At 31.8% G+C, this 16453-nt stretch carries 13 protein-coding genes and 1 pseudogene; 3 read left to right on the plus strand and 11 right to left on the minus strand.

Features of this window, described 5'->3' with window-relative positions:
• Positions 1 to 17: 17 nt before the first annotated feature.
• The 5 genes from dprA to ylqF all read right to left on the minus strand — a co-directional run bounded on the left by dprA (position 18) and on the right by ylqF (position 5221).
• Positions 18 to 890 (minus strand): DNA-processing protein DprA, encoded by an 873-nt coding sequence (gene dprA, locus V6C74_RS07680; protein ID WP_002453082.1) that lies wholly within the window; start codon positions 888 to 890, stop codon positions 18 to 20.
• Positions 891 to 1378: 488 nt separating this feature from the next.
• Positions 1379 to 2287: a succinate--CoA ligase subunit alpha gene (gene sucD / locus V6C74_RS07685; protein ID WP_002453081.1), complete on the minus strand. Its 909-nt coding sequence runs from the start codon at positions 2285 to 2287 to the stop codon at positions 1379 to 1381.
• A gap of 21 nt (positions 2288 to 2308) precedes the next feature.
• A complete protein-coding gene (sucC, locus tag V6C74_RS07690; protein WP_002436291.1) occupies positions 2309 to 3475 on the minus strand; it encodes an ADP-forming succinate--CoA ligase subunit beta in 1167 nt (388 codons plus the stop codon).
• 107 nt (positions 3476 to 3582) lie between these two features.
• Positions 3583 to 4353, minus strand: coding sequence for a ribonuclease HII (locus tag V6C74_RS07695; RefSeq protein WP_002453080.1), 771 nt, complete (start codon positions 4351 to 4353; stop codon positions 3583 to 3585).
• A gap of 1 nt (position 4354) precedes the next feature.
• Positions 4355 to 5221 carry a ribosome biogenesis GTPase YlqF gene (gene ylqF / locus V6C74_RS07700; protein ID WP_002453079.1) on the minus strand — a complete coding sequence of 289 codons (867 nt, stop codon included), beginning with the start codon at positions 5219 to 5221 and terminating at the stop codon, positions 4355 to 4357.
• A gap of 279 nt (positions 5222 to 5500) precedes the next feature.
• Between ylqF and V6C74_RS07705 the strand changes: the two genes are divergently transcribed.
• Both V6C74_RS07705 and V6C74_RS07710 read left to right on the plus strand, forming a co-directional pair.
• On the plus strand, positions 5501 to 8101 hold the full coding sequence (locus tag V6C74_RS07705; protein ID WP_002453078.1) for a YfhO family protein: 2601 nt from the start codon (positions 5501 to 5503) through the stop codon (positions 8099 to 8101).
• Entirely contained in the window at positions 8094 to 10715 is a 2622-nt protein-coding gene (locus tag V6C74_RS07710; protein ID WP_002453077.1) for a YfhO family protein, read from the plus strand. Before V6C74_RS07705 ends, V6C74_RS07710 begins: the two co-directional genes overlap by 8 nt.
• Before the next feature lie 95 nt (positions 10716 to 10810).
• Here V6C74_RS07710 and V6C74_RS07715 read toward each other — a convergent pair.
• Positions 10811 to 10957: pseudogene (locus V6C74_RS07715) on the minus strand (IS3 family transposase); the annotation flags it as partial.
• A gap of 684 nt (positions 10958 to 11641) precedes the next feature.
• On the opposite strand from V6C74_RS07715, the gene V6C74_RS07720 reads away from it, so the two are divergent.
• Complete coding sequence (locus V6C74_RS07720) at positions 11642 to 11809, plus strand: hypothetical protein (RefSeq protein ID WP_229716903.1); 168 nt, start codon at positions 11642 to 11644, stop codon at positions 11807 to 11809.
• Positions 11810 to 12385: 576 nt separating this feature from the next.
• On the opposite strand, the gene rplS is transcribed toward V6C74_RS07720, so the two are convergent.
• The 5 genes from rplS to ffh all read right to left on the minus strand — a co-directional run bounded on the left by rplS (position 12386) and on the right by ffh (position 16437).
• Positions 12386 to 12736, minus strand: a complete 351-nt coding sequence (gene rplS, locus V6C74_RS07725; RefSeq protein ID WP_002436293.1) for a 50S ribosomal protein L19 — start codon at positions 12734 to 12736, stop codon at positions 12386 to 12388.
• A gap of 105 nt (positions 12737 to 12841) precedes the next feature.
• Complete coding sequence (gene trmD, locus V6C74_RS07730) at positions 12842 to 13579, minus strand: tRNA (guanosine(37)-N1)-methyltransferase TrmD (protein WP_002453073.1); 738 nt, start codon at positions 13577 to 13579, stop codon at positions 12842 to 12844.
• A complete protein-coding gene (rimM, locus tag V6C74_RS07735; protein ID WP_002453072.1) occupies positions 13579 to 14082 on the minus strand; it encodes a ribosome maturation factor RimM in 504 nt (167 codons plus the stop codon). Before rimM ends, trmD begins: the two co-directional genes overlap by 1 nt.
• A 286-nt stretch (positions 14083 to 14368) precedes the next feature.
• On the minus strand, positions 14369 to 14644 hold the full coding sequence (gene rpsP / locus V6C74_RS07740; RefSeq protein WP_002453071.1) for a 30S ribosomal protein S16: 276 nt from the start codon (positions 14642 to 14644) through the stop codon (positions 14369 to 14371).
• 425 nt (positions 14645 to 15069) lie between these two features.
• Positions 15070 to 16437 (minus strand): signal recognition particle protein, encoded by a 1368-nt coding sequence (ffh, locus tag V6C74_RS07745; RefSeq protein WP_002453070.1) that lies wholly within the window; start codon positions 16435 to 16437, stop codon positions 15070 to 15072.
• Positions 16438 to 16453: the final 16 nt, after the last annotated feature.

Raw genomic sequence — 16453 nt, forward strand, 5'->3', positions numbered from 1 at the left:
GTATATTCATTAGTATTTTAGAAATTGTAGTCCGAAAGGATACTACTTTCATCTAAAACTACTTGTGCACCCTCTTGAAGCCTAAGTAAATTACTTTTGGTCATAGGATTGAACATTGATCCTGGTAAAACATATACATTTCGATTTTGTTCTAAAGCGCAATCTACTGTTATTTGACTACCACTTATTTCCTCTGCTTCTGTAATTAATAAACCTCGAGCGAGACCACTAATCAATCTATTTCTTTCTGGAAATTTATATCTGGATATAGGAGAATGCGGCGGATACTCACTTATAACGAGCCCTTCTCGTTCGACACTCTCTCTTGTTTTAAAAGTTGATTTAGGATAATGATATGAATGTCCAAAACCAAGAACTCCTATTGTTGGCAGTTGATTTTTTAGTGCAACTTGATGAGCTACACTATCTGCACCGTATGCTAATCCTGATATAATCGTCATTTTTAGTTGTTTAAATGAGGGAAATAGATATTCTAATGCTTGTGTGGTATATGAAGTGGACTTTCTTGATCCTATAACAGCTAAAGTATGCGGATAGTTAAATAGTTGTTTATTTCCTTTGTAAAATATTATATATGGAAAATCATAAATTTCTTTAAGTAATTGAGGATAATTTTTATCAAAGTAAGTTAAAAATTTGAGGTTCTTTTTTGACATTTCTTGAAGTAGAACTTCTGTATCAAGTGATTTAAATAAGTTGAATTTTTTCTTCAATGTGGAGGTGGTTTGTCTTATAGTCCAATCTTCAATCATTTCTTTTTGAGTTGGAGGGCTTTCTGATATAACTTCAGGGTAATCTTTAATGAATTGATGAATTTGAGTGGTGGTGAAATTAGCCCAATAGAGCTTCAATAAAATATGTTGGATCACTAGTATTACTCCTTTAGAAGTATTATAGCTTAATTTAACTTAGATGGTTGTTACTATTCAAAGACATATTAGTGCTAAATTTAATGTATTTGTAAGGAGTAAATTTTTAATAACAACGTTCATTAAATTATGACGAGTTTCTACTATTATATATGTATCTTATACTCAGACAATAAAAAAGGGGGTAAGACAGAAATATAATTTATCAAAATTATTTTCGCTGTTCTCCCCCCAACTTGCATTGTTTGTAGAATTTCATTTTAAAGAAATTCTCTATGTTGGGGCCCCGCAACTTGCATTGTTTGTAAAATTTCATTTTAATGAAATTCTCTATGTTGGGGTCCCGCAGCAAGGATGACTAGGATTGAAAGAAGCTTAATATAAGCGTACTTTTAATTCAGACATCTACTGCCTATATCTTAAAAAAGACTGAGACAATAAAAAAACTCGAACCTCATTAAAGGTTCGAGTCAATTAAACTCTATCGATTATTTATCAACTGTTAATAGTTCATCATAGATTCCAGCTTTTTTAGCTGCATCGATTAGAGTTGTACCAATTTCTGAAGGTGTATCTGCAGTTTCAACACCACAATCATTTAACGTTTTGATTTTTTCATCTGCAGTACCTTTACCACCAGAGATAATTGCACCAGCGTGTCCCATACGTTTACCTGGAGGTGCAGTTTGACCACCGATGAATCCTACAACTGGTTTATTCATGTTTTGTTTAATCCATTGAGCAGCTTCCTCTTCAGCAGTACCACCGATTTCACCAATCATTACTACTGCTTTAGTCTCAGGATCTTCATTGAATTCTTTTAATACATCAATGAAGTTTGTACCATTAACTGGGTCACCACCGATACCAACAGCCGTTGTTTGACCAATGCCTTCTTCAGTTAATTGGTGTACCGCTTCATAAGTTAAGGTACCTGAACGAGATACAACGCCTACGTGACCTTTTTTATGGATGTATCCAGGCATGATTCCGATTTTACACTCATCAGCTGTAATAACCCCTGGGCAGTTTGGCCCTACTAAACGAGTTTTACGTCCTTGTAAATAACGGTTAACTTTAACCATATCCACAACAGGAATATGTTCAGTAATACAGATAACCATATCTAATTCAGCTTCAGCGGCTTCTAAAATAGAGTCTGCAGCGAATGGTGCTGGAACGTATACTACTGATACGTTTGCGCCAGTTTCATTTTTAGCTTCTTCAACTGTATTATAAACTGGAACACCTTCTACAACTTGTCCACCTTTGCCTGGTGTTACCCCTGCGACAATTTGTGTTCCATAATCAAGCATTTGTTTTGTATGGAAAAGGGCAGTAGACCCTGTGATACCTTGTACCATTACTTTCGTATTTTTATCAATAAATACACTCATCTTAGTGCTCCCATCCTTTCCTTACGCTTCTTTAACAAGTTTAACGATTTTTTGTGCACCTTCAGCCATAGTAGCTGCTGGTTCAATAGCTAAACCTGAGTCGTTTAAGATTTCTTTACCGCGCTCAACATTTGTACCTTCTAAACGTACTACTAATGGTAAAGTTAATTCTACTTCTTTAACTGCTGCTACGATACCTTCTGCGATAACGTCACATTTCATAATTCCACCAAAGATATTTACAAAGATACCTCTTACATTGTCATCACCTAAAATGATTTTGAACGCTTCAGTAACTTTTTCTTTAGTAGCACCGCCACCAACATCTAAGAAGTTAGCTGGATTTCCACCAAAATGATTAATAGTATCCATTGTTGCCATAGCTAAACCTGCACCGTTAACCATACAACCGATATCGCCGTCTAAAGCGATATATGATAAGTCATATTTTGATGCTTCGATTTCTTTAGGATCTTCTTCTTCTAAATCACGTAATTCAACGATATCTTTATGTCTAAATAAAGCGTTATCGTCAAAGTTTAATTTAGCATCTAGAGCTAATACTTGTCCGTCACCAGTAGTTACTAGTGGATTAATTTCCACGATAGAGCAATCTTTTTCGATGAACACGTTATAAAGTGCTAATAAGAATTTAGTTGCTTTACCAATAGATTCTTTAGGAATATTAATATTGAAAGCAATACGACGTGCTTGATAAGGAGATAAACCTACGACTGGGTCGATAGTTTCTTTAAAGATTTTTTCAGGTGTCTTAGCTGCTACTTCTTCAATCTCAGTACCACCCTCTTCAGACGCCATTAAAGTAACTTTGTCTGTTGCACGGTCAATTACAAAACCAACATAATATTCTTTCTGAATATCGCAACCTTGTTCGATATATAAGCGTTTAACTTCTTTACCTTCAGGTCCTGTTTGGTGAGTAACTAATTGTTTCCCTAATAATTCATTAGCGTAAGTTTCAACTTCAGAAAGTGATTTAGCAATTTTTACACCGCCTGCTTTACCTCTACCCCCAGCGTGTATTTGTGCTTTAACCACATATACATCTGAATCTAATTCTTTCGCTTTTTCCACCGCTTCTTCAGCAGTGAATGCTACTCGTCCTTCTGGAACAGCTACGCCCATAGAACGAAATATTTCTTTACCTTGATACTCGTGGATATTCATCTTCCATCCTCCTGTTTCTTAGGTTAAGTTCCCTTTTAATTATAAAAAATGAAAGCGCTATTGTAAACTGAAAGACCATATTTTTTGCAATTAAATCAAAATTCAAATTATTTTAACATCGATTTGATAGGTTCGAAGGTTTGGCGATGTTCCTTTATTACACCAAACGTGTCAATTGCTTCTAAATGCTGTTTCGTCCCGTATCCTACATTCTTTTCAAATCCATAATTAGGATACTCGTTAGCTAGTTCTTTCATATAATCATCACGATATTCTTTAGCCATAATACTAGCTGCAGCGATTGAAACGCTTTTAGCATCCCCTTTTATAATTGATGTTTGAGGAATATTATTATCGAGCTTCATTGCGTCTATAAGTAAATGAGTAGGTTTGATACTTAATTGGTCAATCGCTCTTTGCATCGCTACTTGAGTAGCTCGATAGATATTTAAATCATCAATTTCTTGTGGAGTCGCAATTCCATAAGCGTAACTCATGACATTATCTTTTAATTTTTCATTTAAAATTGAGCGTTGTTTAGCTGGTACCTTCTTAGAGTCATTTAATCCAAGATAATGATGGTCTCTATTTAAAATGACTGCACAAGCAACGACAGGACCAGCTAGTGGCCCTCGTCCAACCTCATCAACTCCACAAATTAATGCTTCATTATTATGATTTAATATTTCATTTTCATAGTGATTCATAATAATATAATCACTCTCTAATTCTTGCTGTTTGAATAATTGCTTTTTACGCGATTCTATAGCTTTTTGAACTCCTTTTCGGGTATCTTCATTGGCTACATGCGCTTCAAGTTCTTCTATAGATTGAATTAATGCGAGTTGATCACGTATTTCTTTTATTGTTGATGTCATATTATAAGTCACTCTTCATTTCTTTTAAAATATCAAAACAGTATGTGCCTATCTTAGCATTTCTCATATCATTAATTAGTAATTCTATAACGGATTCATAATCAACTTCATTACCTTTTTGGAGAAGGCCTCTTCTACGACCAATTGCATCAAACCACTCTAAAATTTCTGCATCTTTATCTACATCTATATTGTAATGTTGCTTTAGACCATCTATATCATGTTCAATCATAAAGTTTAATCCATAAATTGCAACTTCATCTAAATGAACGATGCTATCCTTGATTGCACCGGTCAAACTCAATTTCTTACCGACTTCTTCATCCTCAAATTTTGGCCATAATATCCCTGGTGTATCTAATAATTGAAGTGATTTTCCTACTTTAATCCACTGTTGTTGCTTGGTAACACCTGGCTTATTACCCGTTTGAGCAATGCTACGCTTAGCCAATTTATTAATTAAAGTTGATTTTCCTACATTTGGAATACCAACGATCATTGCACGTATCGCTCTAGGCTTAAGACCTTTTTCTTTTTCACGTTCAAATTTTTCTTTTGTTGCTTTAATCGCTTCAGCCTCTACATTTTTTAGATTTTTACCATGTTTAGCATCAACTGCAACTGGAAAGAATCCCTGTTCTTTGAAGAATCCTTCCCACTTTTCTAATTCTTTTAAGTTAGTCATATCTTTTTTATTTAAAATAACCACTCGAGGTTTTTGTTTAATGACTTCATCAATCATGGGATTTCTAGAACTATATGGAATGCGAGCGTCCACTAACTCAAATACTACATCAACTTTTTTAAGTTGTTCACTCACTTCTCTTTTAGCTTTCGCCATATGTCCTGGATACCATTGTATCGCCATGCCTATCACCTTACTTTCATATTCAATTTATGATAATCGTATAATTAATTCGACTTATTAATTATACTTTAATTCTATTTATACAACCACTTTTAGTGTAACATGCTCATCTTTTATTTTTAAAAATGAATAGCGAAATTAAATAACTTAAAAATTAAATTTATGTAAACATCACTTATATTAAACATAATCACTTTCATTCACAGACGCTATCGCCTACAATTTAAATAACTAATAAGAGAATTAGATAATGAGCATCAAGTTTTCTAGGAGTAATTAATGAAGAGATTTTTAAGTTATACCGTATTATTTATAGCACTACCAATCATCGGGCATAGTTATATCATATTTCGTTTTTATCATGATGGTATTTTATCAACTGGTCCAAATGATGGCATGGAACAAATGGTTCCAATACAAATGTATCTTTTTAATCAGTGGCATCAAGGAAATCTATTTTATGCGACAAACTTTGGTTTAGGTGGAGATTTCTTCACTGATTTAAGCTATTATTTTTCAACGAATATATTATTCATCATTAATGTTCTTTTTATTTCATTCTTAAAATTATTTATATCTTTAGATACTCATCAAGTGATGTTTTGGATGAATAATGCACTCATCGTCTCAGTATTTAAAGGAGCCATTGCACTTTATTGCACATTTTTATATGCACATTACTTATCTAAAAATAAAATTTTGAGTGTATTTATTGCATTTTTATTTGTCATCTCACCACTCTATTTCAGATTTACTGCTTATTGGCCATTTTTCAGTGATGTGTTTATTTGGTTACCATTACTTTTATTAGCTATCGAAAGAGCAATTCAAAAACAGAAGAGTGGTTTATTAATCGTCACAATTACATTAGTATTAATAAATAATTTCTATTTTGCTTACTATTTTTTAATTATTGCTAGTGTTTATGCATTGATTAGAATCATATTCAAACATCCGAATGATAATTTAACGCGTTTTAGAACTCTATGTACATTGCTTATCCCAGCATTATTAGCTTTAGGAAATAGTTTATTTATTTTCTTTCACGGCGTACAAAGTTTCTTGAATAACAGACGAGTATCGTTCTCGGGAAATGTTCCAGCTTTTGAACATCTTAATATTAATACAAACATATTTTTCGATAACTATCTTATCGTCATATTATTTTTAACAATTCAGAGTATATTGAGCTTTAAATTGTATAAACATTACTATTATCGATTATTTGTATTGCTTACTTTAGCACTTATCATATTTACTTTTATACCTCTTATAGATCAAATTTTTAATGGGTTTTCAGCTCCTCAGAAACGTTGGCATTTTATTTTAGCCTTTTCATCATCTTTATTAATTGGACTATACGTAAAGTACTTTAGAACAGTGAGTATTAAATCTTATATAACTACAAATTTAATCGCACAACTCGTCATTTATATTAGTGCGTATTGTTATCATAAATTTTTACCATGGTTAATACTTGTGCCTGTAGTTTCAATAATTGGATTATTAATTTTATTTTTAAAAGAGAAAAAGGTTCGCATACATCTTACATATATTTATATCATTTCAATTATTGCTTTAAGTATGATGATGAGTTTTGTATTTATAAAAAATCAAATATACTTCCAAGACCATCAAGATCGAGCAAATACATTTTACGCAAATTCAAGTTTATATAGTTCTGATTTGCAAAGAGCATTAGTTAAAGAAATGAAGAATAGTAAGAAAGACGACCAACGTATTGATTGGCGTGTTAACGAGCAGGATAATACGCCTATGTACCAAAACTTCAAAGGTTTAAGTCTCTATTCAAGTATCTTTCATCATAATATCTTAGATTTTTATTATGATGCTTTAAAAATTAATTTGGCAGAGGAATCACTCAGTCGTTATCAATCGACAAATGCTAGACAAAACATTGATAGTTTATTCTCTATCAAATATGTAATGTTAAAAAAATATCAAAATAATATACCTACATACTTCAAAAAAGTGAAATCGAGTGGCCAATATAACATATATGAAAATCAACTTAATTTACCTAGCGTTAAAGTAACTAATAACCTATATAGTAGTCAAAGCTTAAAAACACCGATAGACCGTGAACATGCAATGCTTAGAGGAGCGATAGTAGATTCTAATGATAAAGATTTTAATTCTAAAAGTAGAAATTTATTAAAACATGCAAAAATAACTACTAAAAACATTAAAAGCAGTAGTAATAATCGATTAGAAGTAAAAAATAATATAGGAACTATTAATATTCATGTTCCTAAAAATATACGTAAACAATTTAGAGACTTTTATTTAACTTTATATATCAAGCGAGGTACTCCAGACAGCAATTACACTGTAAATATCAATAATTACTTTAATAATCGTCTTTATAATAATTCTGTTTACAAAACTGGGATAAATACACAGTTATATCGGACACAACCGGATAAAAATGGAAATATTTCTATCAAGTTATCACCAAATGGCGGTTTTAAATTTAAATTACTCAATCTCAATGGAGAAAACTATAAAACACTTAAAACTGCACATCATAATGTAAATTTCAATATGAATTACAAAGATATTAAGAATGGTGTAAAAGTGAATCTCGCTAACCACTCAAAAGGTTTAGCTACAATAAATATTCCTTATAGAGCTGGTATGCGTGCTTATATTGACGGCCGTCAAGTTAACGTTCATAAAGTGAATTATATGATGACTGGCATACCAGTAAACAAGAATGATCACACAATAATCATTAAATATCAGCCCCCTTATTGGAAAACAATGATATTTATTTCATTTATAACTATTATTATTAGTATGATATATATAAGATATACGAATTCAATTAAAAGAAAGATGAGGATTCACCGTGATTAAAAAGTTTTGGCAAACACCTAAAAAGCGATTTTTATCTATTGTAATAATAAGCTGTATCTTTTCATTTATACTCTACTTCCCATTTATCTATCAATACATGACAAAAGGTGTCGTTTTCAGTGGAAGTGGTGATGGTTTTAGGCAAATGATGCCATTTCAAATGTATCTTTATGAACATTTTGCTTCTTTTAAAGGGTTCTATGATGCCTCTTTTGGTTTTGGTGGTGATTATGTTAAATCATTAGCATATTATTATTCAATGTCACCACTTATGTGGATTAATTTTGCATGTATTTGGGGGCTTGAACATACAATTCATATTAATCCGCATGATATTAGCTTTTGGCCAACTAACCAACTCATTATGGCGTACGTGCGAACTGTAATTACTTTCATTTTCACTTTATATTTGTTTATTTATTTAAAATTCAAACCCGCACCTATGTTTATTGCTACAATTTTATATGGCATGTCTACTGTTATGACATATTATAATTTTACTTGGTCATTTTACGGTAACCTACTTATCATGCTACCTATGTCACTTTGGGCTATGGAAAGATTTTTTAGAGAACGCAAGGTAGGATGGTTTATCTTTGCAATTGCATTTACACTATTTACTAATTTCTATTTTAGTTATTATGAAGCGGTTGTATTAGGATTTTATTTTATTTATCGTCTCATAGCCGCACACCCGCAAGATATTGTTAACCGTTGGCAAAAATTATATATATTAGTTATCGCTACTTTATTAAGTGGTTTATCGAGCTTCTTTGGTCTTTATACAGGTGTTTCTTCATTTTTAAATAATGATAGATCTCAGAATCCTAAATTTGGCATTACCTTTTTAACTAATTTATTTGAAAAAAATTATAATATATTTACTGATGGTTTTTACATAACAATTTCTATTATAGTGATTATTGCACTATTCTCATTCAAGTTATATCGACATTATTATTATAAGTTATTTGCCATCGCAACCTGGATATTGCTCATTGGTTCTTTATCGCAATGGTTTGATAGTGCATTCAATGGTTTCTCATTACCTCAAAGACGTTGGGTTTACTTTTTAGCATTATCCGCAGGTGCTTTAATTGCTCTTTTCATACAATATTTAAGTGAATTATCTTTAAAAAATTATTTAATCATAGCTATACCAATATTTTTATATAGCTGTTTCTATGTTATTTATACTGATCGCTCTGTAAATTGGATGTATATCGCAATTATAATCATGATAGTGCTTGGCTTATTAATATACAGAAAATCATTTTTAAACAGAAAATGGGTAGCAATTGGTTTAGTTATTCTATTTCTAGTTGAACAAGTTATTATGGTAAATGATTCGAAAAAAATAACTATTGAACCATATCAAACGACTATGAACACTATTAACGACTCAAGTTATAGAAGTAAAGTATTAAACAATAAAATCAATCAAATGACTCGTAATAAATTAGATCCTTTAAAAAGATTAGATTATTTTTCATTTTACGCACTTAACTCGCCATTTATTTATCACTATAATGGGACATCTTTATATTCAAGTATTTTCAACGGTCAAACTTTAAAATACTATGATCAAACAATGCAGATTAACATGCCTGTCGATAAAAATAGTACATATCGCTATTTAGGTAATCGAGCGAATTTAATGGCTTTATGGAATGTACAAGATAGATTAAGACATCCTAATGACTTGAACATACCCTATGGATTTAAAAAGAAAGATCTTATCAAAGACGGGAAAGACCAATGGATCCACTCAAAGAATACGATTTCTTATCCAAGTGCACATATTACGCATAAAGTCTATAATTCTAATGACTTAAAATCACCTTTAGATAGAGAACAAGCGATGCTTCAAGGTGTGGTGTTTGATAATAATAAGAAAAGTGCTAACACAAAGTTTAGCCCTAACAAAAATCTATTAAATGATGCTCAGCTACAACTCAAAGATTCACAATGGGAAAAGAAGAGTCAGCTAAACGTAGATAAAAATAACGGTGGTGTTCAACTCACATTACCTCAATCTTTAACTAAAAAATATAAAGACATGTATATCGAAATGGATGTTGAACTGCTCACTCCTGATAAAGAACATAGTATCGGCGTGAATGAATATACTCAAAATAGAAATGCACTTTCATATAAATATCGACGTGTGGTATCACCTGTAACAATGCGTGTTAAAGCTTCAGACAAACTAAATATTCATATGTCTGAAGGTACGTATAGATTTAAGATTAAAGGAATTTATGGGGAAAATTATCACACACTTAAAAAAGCTTCTAAACAATTACAACCGGTAAAAGTGAAAAAAGAAAGAAACGGTTATACGATTACTAAAAATAAAAATGATAGTGGATATATTGTGTTACCTATAGCTTATGAAAATGGCATGAAAGCTAAAGCCAATGGAAAGCCTCTAAATGTAGAAAAAGGAAATGGGATTATGACTACAATTCCAGTTAAATCAGGACAAACGACGATTAGATTGACTTACACACCGCCTCATTTCTATTGGCTAATTATTATTAGTATAATTGGCATCGTATTAAGTGTAATATTCTCTAAAAAATTCAAAGAAATAAACTTCACTAATCATTAAAATTTGTTCAACAATTAAACGTGACACATTTTAAACATTTGTATATAAAAAAGCTTTCAAACACCTGTACTGAACCCCAAAAGTTGTACTTTGGTTTAGTATACGATTTCAAAGGTTTGTTTCCTATATTGTGTAGGAGACAAGCCTTTTAATTTTGTTTTAATTCTAGTGTTATTATAAAAATTAGATAGACAGTTACCTTTTTTAGACATACTTTGAAACATGTGATTCTCTTTGAATATATATACTTCTTTCTAGGTCATGCTACACATAGTCCAAGTGAACTCTCAGGCGATAAATAACGCATGGACATTATTTTATAATATTATTTAAAACAACATTTCAAAATCTAATATAGAACGTTTAAGAACTTAACTCAGACATATAGGCAATAATACAAAACCTAACGATACAATATGATAAAAGTGAAGTGTATCACAAAATATCATGATTGAAGTGTTGGTTTTGTTTGTAAATATGAATAAACCATTGTCAAGATTTGTAATCTCTTTGCTGTTGTTTGTATTAGCATTAACTGTAGTTTCTCCATTTTCTTCTAAAGCTGAGGAAGGGCATAAATATAATCAAAAAGAAGTTGATGAATAAGCTCAAGCATTACAGGTTACGTTTGAACAGTCTTCAATAAAGTCAGAAGGTAAAATTATAGGATATCAAAATCTACCATTGTGAATAATTTGCAAAATAACAAATATAAATCAGAAATAATAAATGGGTTAAGTAAAAAAGGACTACTTTTGTCAGATCAAGATGCAAATCAATATAAACATAGCGGAACAGCATCAAGAGCCGCCGGTAATTTTTGAGATGATGCGCCAAATGCTAGTCCAGCTGAACAAAAACATGCGAAGAAATGGCTGAAAGTACGTAATGGTTGCCTTTACAATAAAATTCCTGAAATATTAGGTGTGTCTGCTACGGGTACTTTAATTGACGCTATGACTACAGGAAGTTGGCAAAAAGCAGCTAAAATAATATTGAAATTAGGCAGTAAAGGTACTGTAGTTGGATTAGCAGCTAGTTTGACATGGACGTATGGTGAATGTAGTAGATATGCCAATAGTAAAGTGGAATAGGAAGTGGTTCTTTGAAAAAATATATATTATTCGCATTTCCATTGGCTTTTGTATGTCTGTACACAATATTTAAAGTAATTTGGAATAAAGGAATTATTGTAAACAACAATCCAATACATGCGATATATTTTTTATTATTTTACTATATTGTTGCAGGATTTATTATATTAATTCTGTTTTTAAGAGAAAAATGATTTCCTTTTAGTGAATGTTAAAGTGTAATAATTAAATATAAGTTAGAATCTTGCCCATCAAAAGAGTTGTTGATGGGTTATTTTGTATAAATATGACACTCTTAGGCATTCATTTAAATAGTCTTGAACTATTTTTAACTTGATTTTAAATTTATAATATTTACTTATAAAATGTTCGCCTCTAATTTTAGATTTTCAGTCCAACTTTTAGGAGGCATATCATTCTTAAAGACAATGTTGTGTTTTATTTATACGATTTTGTCAGCACTTAACATTCAAATGAAACAAAAAAGCTTTCAAACACCTTTGATTAAGATGTTTGAAAGCTTTATCTTTATTACAAGTTACAAGCAACTTGTGTTGAAAATGTCGAGTTTGCTGATTAACGAATTTCTTGGATTCTAGCAGCTTTACCACGTAAACTACGTAAGTAGTATAATTTAGCACGACGTACTTTACCGCGACGTTTAACTTCGATTTTTTCAATTTTTGGAGTGTGTAATGGGAATGTTCTTTCCACGCCTACACCTGAAGAAATTTTACGAACTGTGAAAGTTTCAGAAATTCCTCCACCACGGCGTTTAATTACAACACCTTCGAAGACTTGGATACGTTCACGTGAACCCTCTACGATACGAACGTGTACACGTAAAGTGTCACCAGAACGGAAAGTAGGTAAGTCAGTACGTAATTGTGATTTAGTTACTGCTTCGATTAACTTATGATTACTCATTATAAATTCTCTCCTTCAACCTATGTTCTTGCCTAGACAAAAGTATAGCAGCGGATCATAGTGATTTTTAGTGTTTTTTCACACTTAAATTATGTTAGCATAACGCTACTTGTTTTTCAATTGCTTTTTGTACGTTTCTAAAATTTCTTTATCTTTTTGACTGAGCTCATAATTTTCTAAAAGGTCTGGTCGTTTTTCATAAGTGCGAATCAATTTTTGTTCATGTCGCCACTGCTCAATATGAGCATGATTTCCGGATAATAAGACATCCGGTACCTTCATTTCTTTATATTCACGGGGTCTTGTATATTGTGGAAATTCTAATAATCCATCTGAAAATGAATCATCTTGATGTGAAGCTTCATTACCTAACACTCCAGGAATCAAGCGTACAATCGCATCAGTCATTGTCATAGCAGGCAATTCTCCACCTGTAAGTACATAATCTCCCATAGAAATTTCATCAGTAACAAGATGTTCTCTGATACGTTCATCATACCCTTCGTAATGACCACAAATAAATACAATATGTTGCGCTTCACTTAACTCTTGTGCTATCTCTTGAGTAAAAGGTCTACCCTGAGGACACATTAATATCACACGAGTGTTATCATCTTTTTTTAAATCTTCCATAGCATTAAACACAGGCTCTGGTTTTAATACCATTCCTTGCCCACCGCCAAATGGGTAATCATCTACTTGATTATGTTTGTTAACTGAATAATCTCGAAAATTAATTGTATTTACATTAATAATTTCTTTATCTTGAGCGCGTTTCAAAATCGAATGATTAAGCACACCATCAAACATTTCTGGAAATAACGTTAAATAATCAATTCTCATTAATCTAACAATCCTTCCATAGGTGTAATTTTAATTGATTTACCTTCCACGTCTATATCTTTAACTACATCTTCAATGTATGGAATAAGGTACTCTTTATCTCCTTTAACAACCCACACATCATTAGCGCCAGTCTCAAAGATATTAATTACACGTCCGATGGGAGTGTCTGTATCATCAAAAACTGTACATCCTATAATATCAGAATAATAGTACTCATGTTCATCCAACTCTATATCCTCATGATCACGTTCTTGATATAAATAATCTCCTTTAAGGTGTTCAATATCATTTATATTATTTATTCCTTCGAACTTTAACATATGAAACCCTTTATGTATGCGATAAGATGAAACAGTATATTGTAAATCTTCGTTATTATGCTTAACAATTAAATTTTCACCTGGTTGAAATCGTGTTTCTGTAAAATCTGAATTTGATTTCACTTTTATTTCGCCTTTGATACCATGTGTATTTACAATTTGTCCTACTTCTACTTCCATACAACACCCCTCCTAGTCCATCTATTTCTGACTTTTTGAAAATGAATCACGTATATTTTATCACGTATAAGCGGTTATATAAAAAAGTGATAATAACAAACATGCTAGTTGTTTAGAAATTGTGATAAACGTATTTTATATAATAGAAACTTTCAAGTTTATAATTCATTATTTAGAAGAAATAAAAAAATGACTCACACATCTTTTAAATGCGTTTAATACTATCAAAAAGTTAAAAAAGTCTGAGACATCAATTCTGTCTCAGACTAACAAAGATTTTAGCTAATTATTTAGCATTTTTTTGTTCATCAAATTTTTTCAAGATACCTTCTCTTGATAAGATATTGTGAACTGTATCTGTTGGTTTAGCACCATCGTGTAACCATTTTAAAGCTAACTCTTCATCAATTTTTACTTCTGGTGCATTAACATTTGCTGGATTATAAGTACCTACTTGCTCGATGATACGACCATCACGTGGTGAACGTGCATCAGCAACTACGATACGATAGAATGGGTTTCTTTTAGAACCTAAACGTGTTAAACGAATTTTAACTGCCATTTAAATTACTCTCCTTTATGTGTTTTCATTTTATTTTCTACAAGAATAAATATTAACAGTTACACAAAAGTTTGTAAAGACTTTTTTCTTTACCAAAAGTAGATTTATGAAATAAATCGTACTTTTGGTTATGCATGAGCTTTAGCTCAGGCGCTCCTTTACTCATTTTATGAAATAAATCGTACTTTTGGTTATGGGAGCGAGACAGAATTCATCATGAATTCGTCTTCTCGCCCCCGCACAATTGATTAGGGTATTATAAACATAATGCCCAATCAATCACTGCGTACATGAGCTTTAGCTCAGGCGTTCCTCTAAATTTATTTAGTTAGTGAGACTTACGCACTGGCTTTTAACTCGAATGTACCATAATAAATAAAACATCGAACAATCAATAAAATTGTTCGATGTTTTTAAACTATTTATTAAAATGGTAAATTCATACCTTTTAACATATTTTCCATCTGGCTTCGCTTACCTTTTTTACCTTTGCCGCCACCAGTAAATTGTTTCATCATTTTCTTCATATCATTGAATTGCTTCATAAGACGATTAACTTCTTGTAATGATCGACCAGAACCTTTAGCTATACGTTTCTTACGAGAAACATTTAATGTTTCTGGGTTAGAACGTTCTTTTGGTGTCATTGACTGAATAATTGCTTTAATATGGTCAATTTGTTTATCGCTCATATTAAGCTTATCCAATCCTTTCATTTTATTCATCCCAGGAATCATTTTCATAATATCATCTAACGGACCTAAGTTTTTAACTTGGTCTAATTGTTCTAAGAAATCATCCAACGTAAATGAAGAATCACGCATTTTTTTCTCTAAATCTTTAGCTTTTTCTTGGTCAACATCTTGTTGTGCTTTTTCAATTAAGCTTAAAACGTCACCCATGCCTAAAATACGAGAAGCCATGCGTTCAGGATGGAATAATTCTAATCCATCTAATTTCTCACTCATACCTACAAATTTAATAGGTTTCTGAGTCACTGAACGAATAGATAGTGCAGCACCACCACGTGTATCACCATCTAATTTAGTTAGGGTTACACCTGACACATCTAGTTGATCATCAAATGATTGTGCAACATTGACAGCATCTTGACCTGTCATTGCATCAACAACTAGCATAATTTCGTCGGGTTTGGAAATTTCTTTAACTTCTTGTAACTCATTCATTAAAGCTTCATCGATGTGTAAACGCCCCGCTGTATCGATGATGACAAAATCTAAATGTTCTTCTTTAGCATGTTGCAATGCATTCTCAACAATTTGTTGAGGTGGAACTTGGTCACCTTCACTATATACAGGTATGTCGATTTGTTTACCAACAGTTTGTAATTGGTCAATCGCAGCCGGACGATAGATATCTCCAGCAACTAACATTGGCTTTTTATTATATTTTTTACGCATTAACAATGCTAATTTACCAGCAGTTGTAGTTTTACCGGCACCTTGTAAACCAACCATCATGACAACAGTAGGTGGTTTATTTGCCATTTTTATAGATGTATTTTCTCCACCCATCAAGCTTGTAAGTTCTTCTTGAACAATTTTAATCACTTGTTGGCCGGGTGTTAAAGATTGCATAACGTCTGAACCTAAAGCACGGTCAGAAACAGTTTTAACAAACTCTTTAACAACTTTGAAGTTAACATCGGCTTCTAACAATGCTAATCGTACTTCTCGCATCATTGTTTTGATATCCGCTTCGGTAACTTTACCCTTACCACGCATTTTTTGCATCGTGGCTTGCAAGCGATCGGATAATCCTTCAAATGCCATTACTATTGCCCTCCTT

Origin of the sequence: Staphylococcus capitis subsp. capitis, assembly GCF_040739495.1 — a bacterium.
Lineage (GTDB): Bacteria > Bacillota > Bacilli > Staphylococcales > Staphylococcaceae > Staphylococcus > Staphylococcus capitis.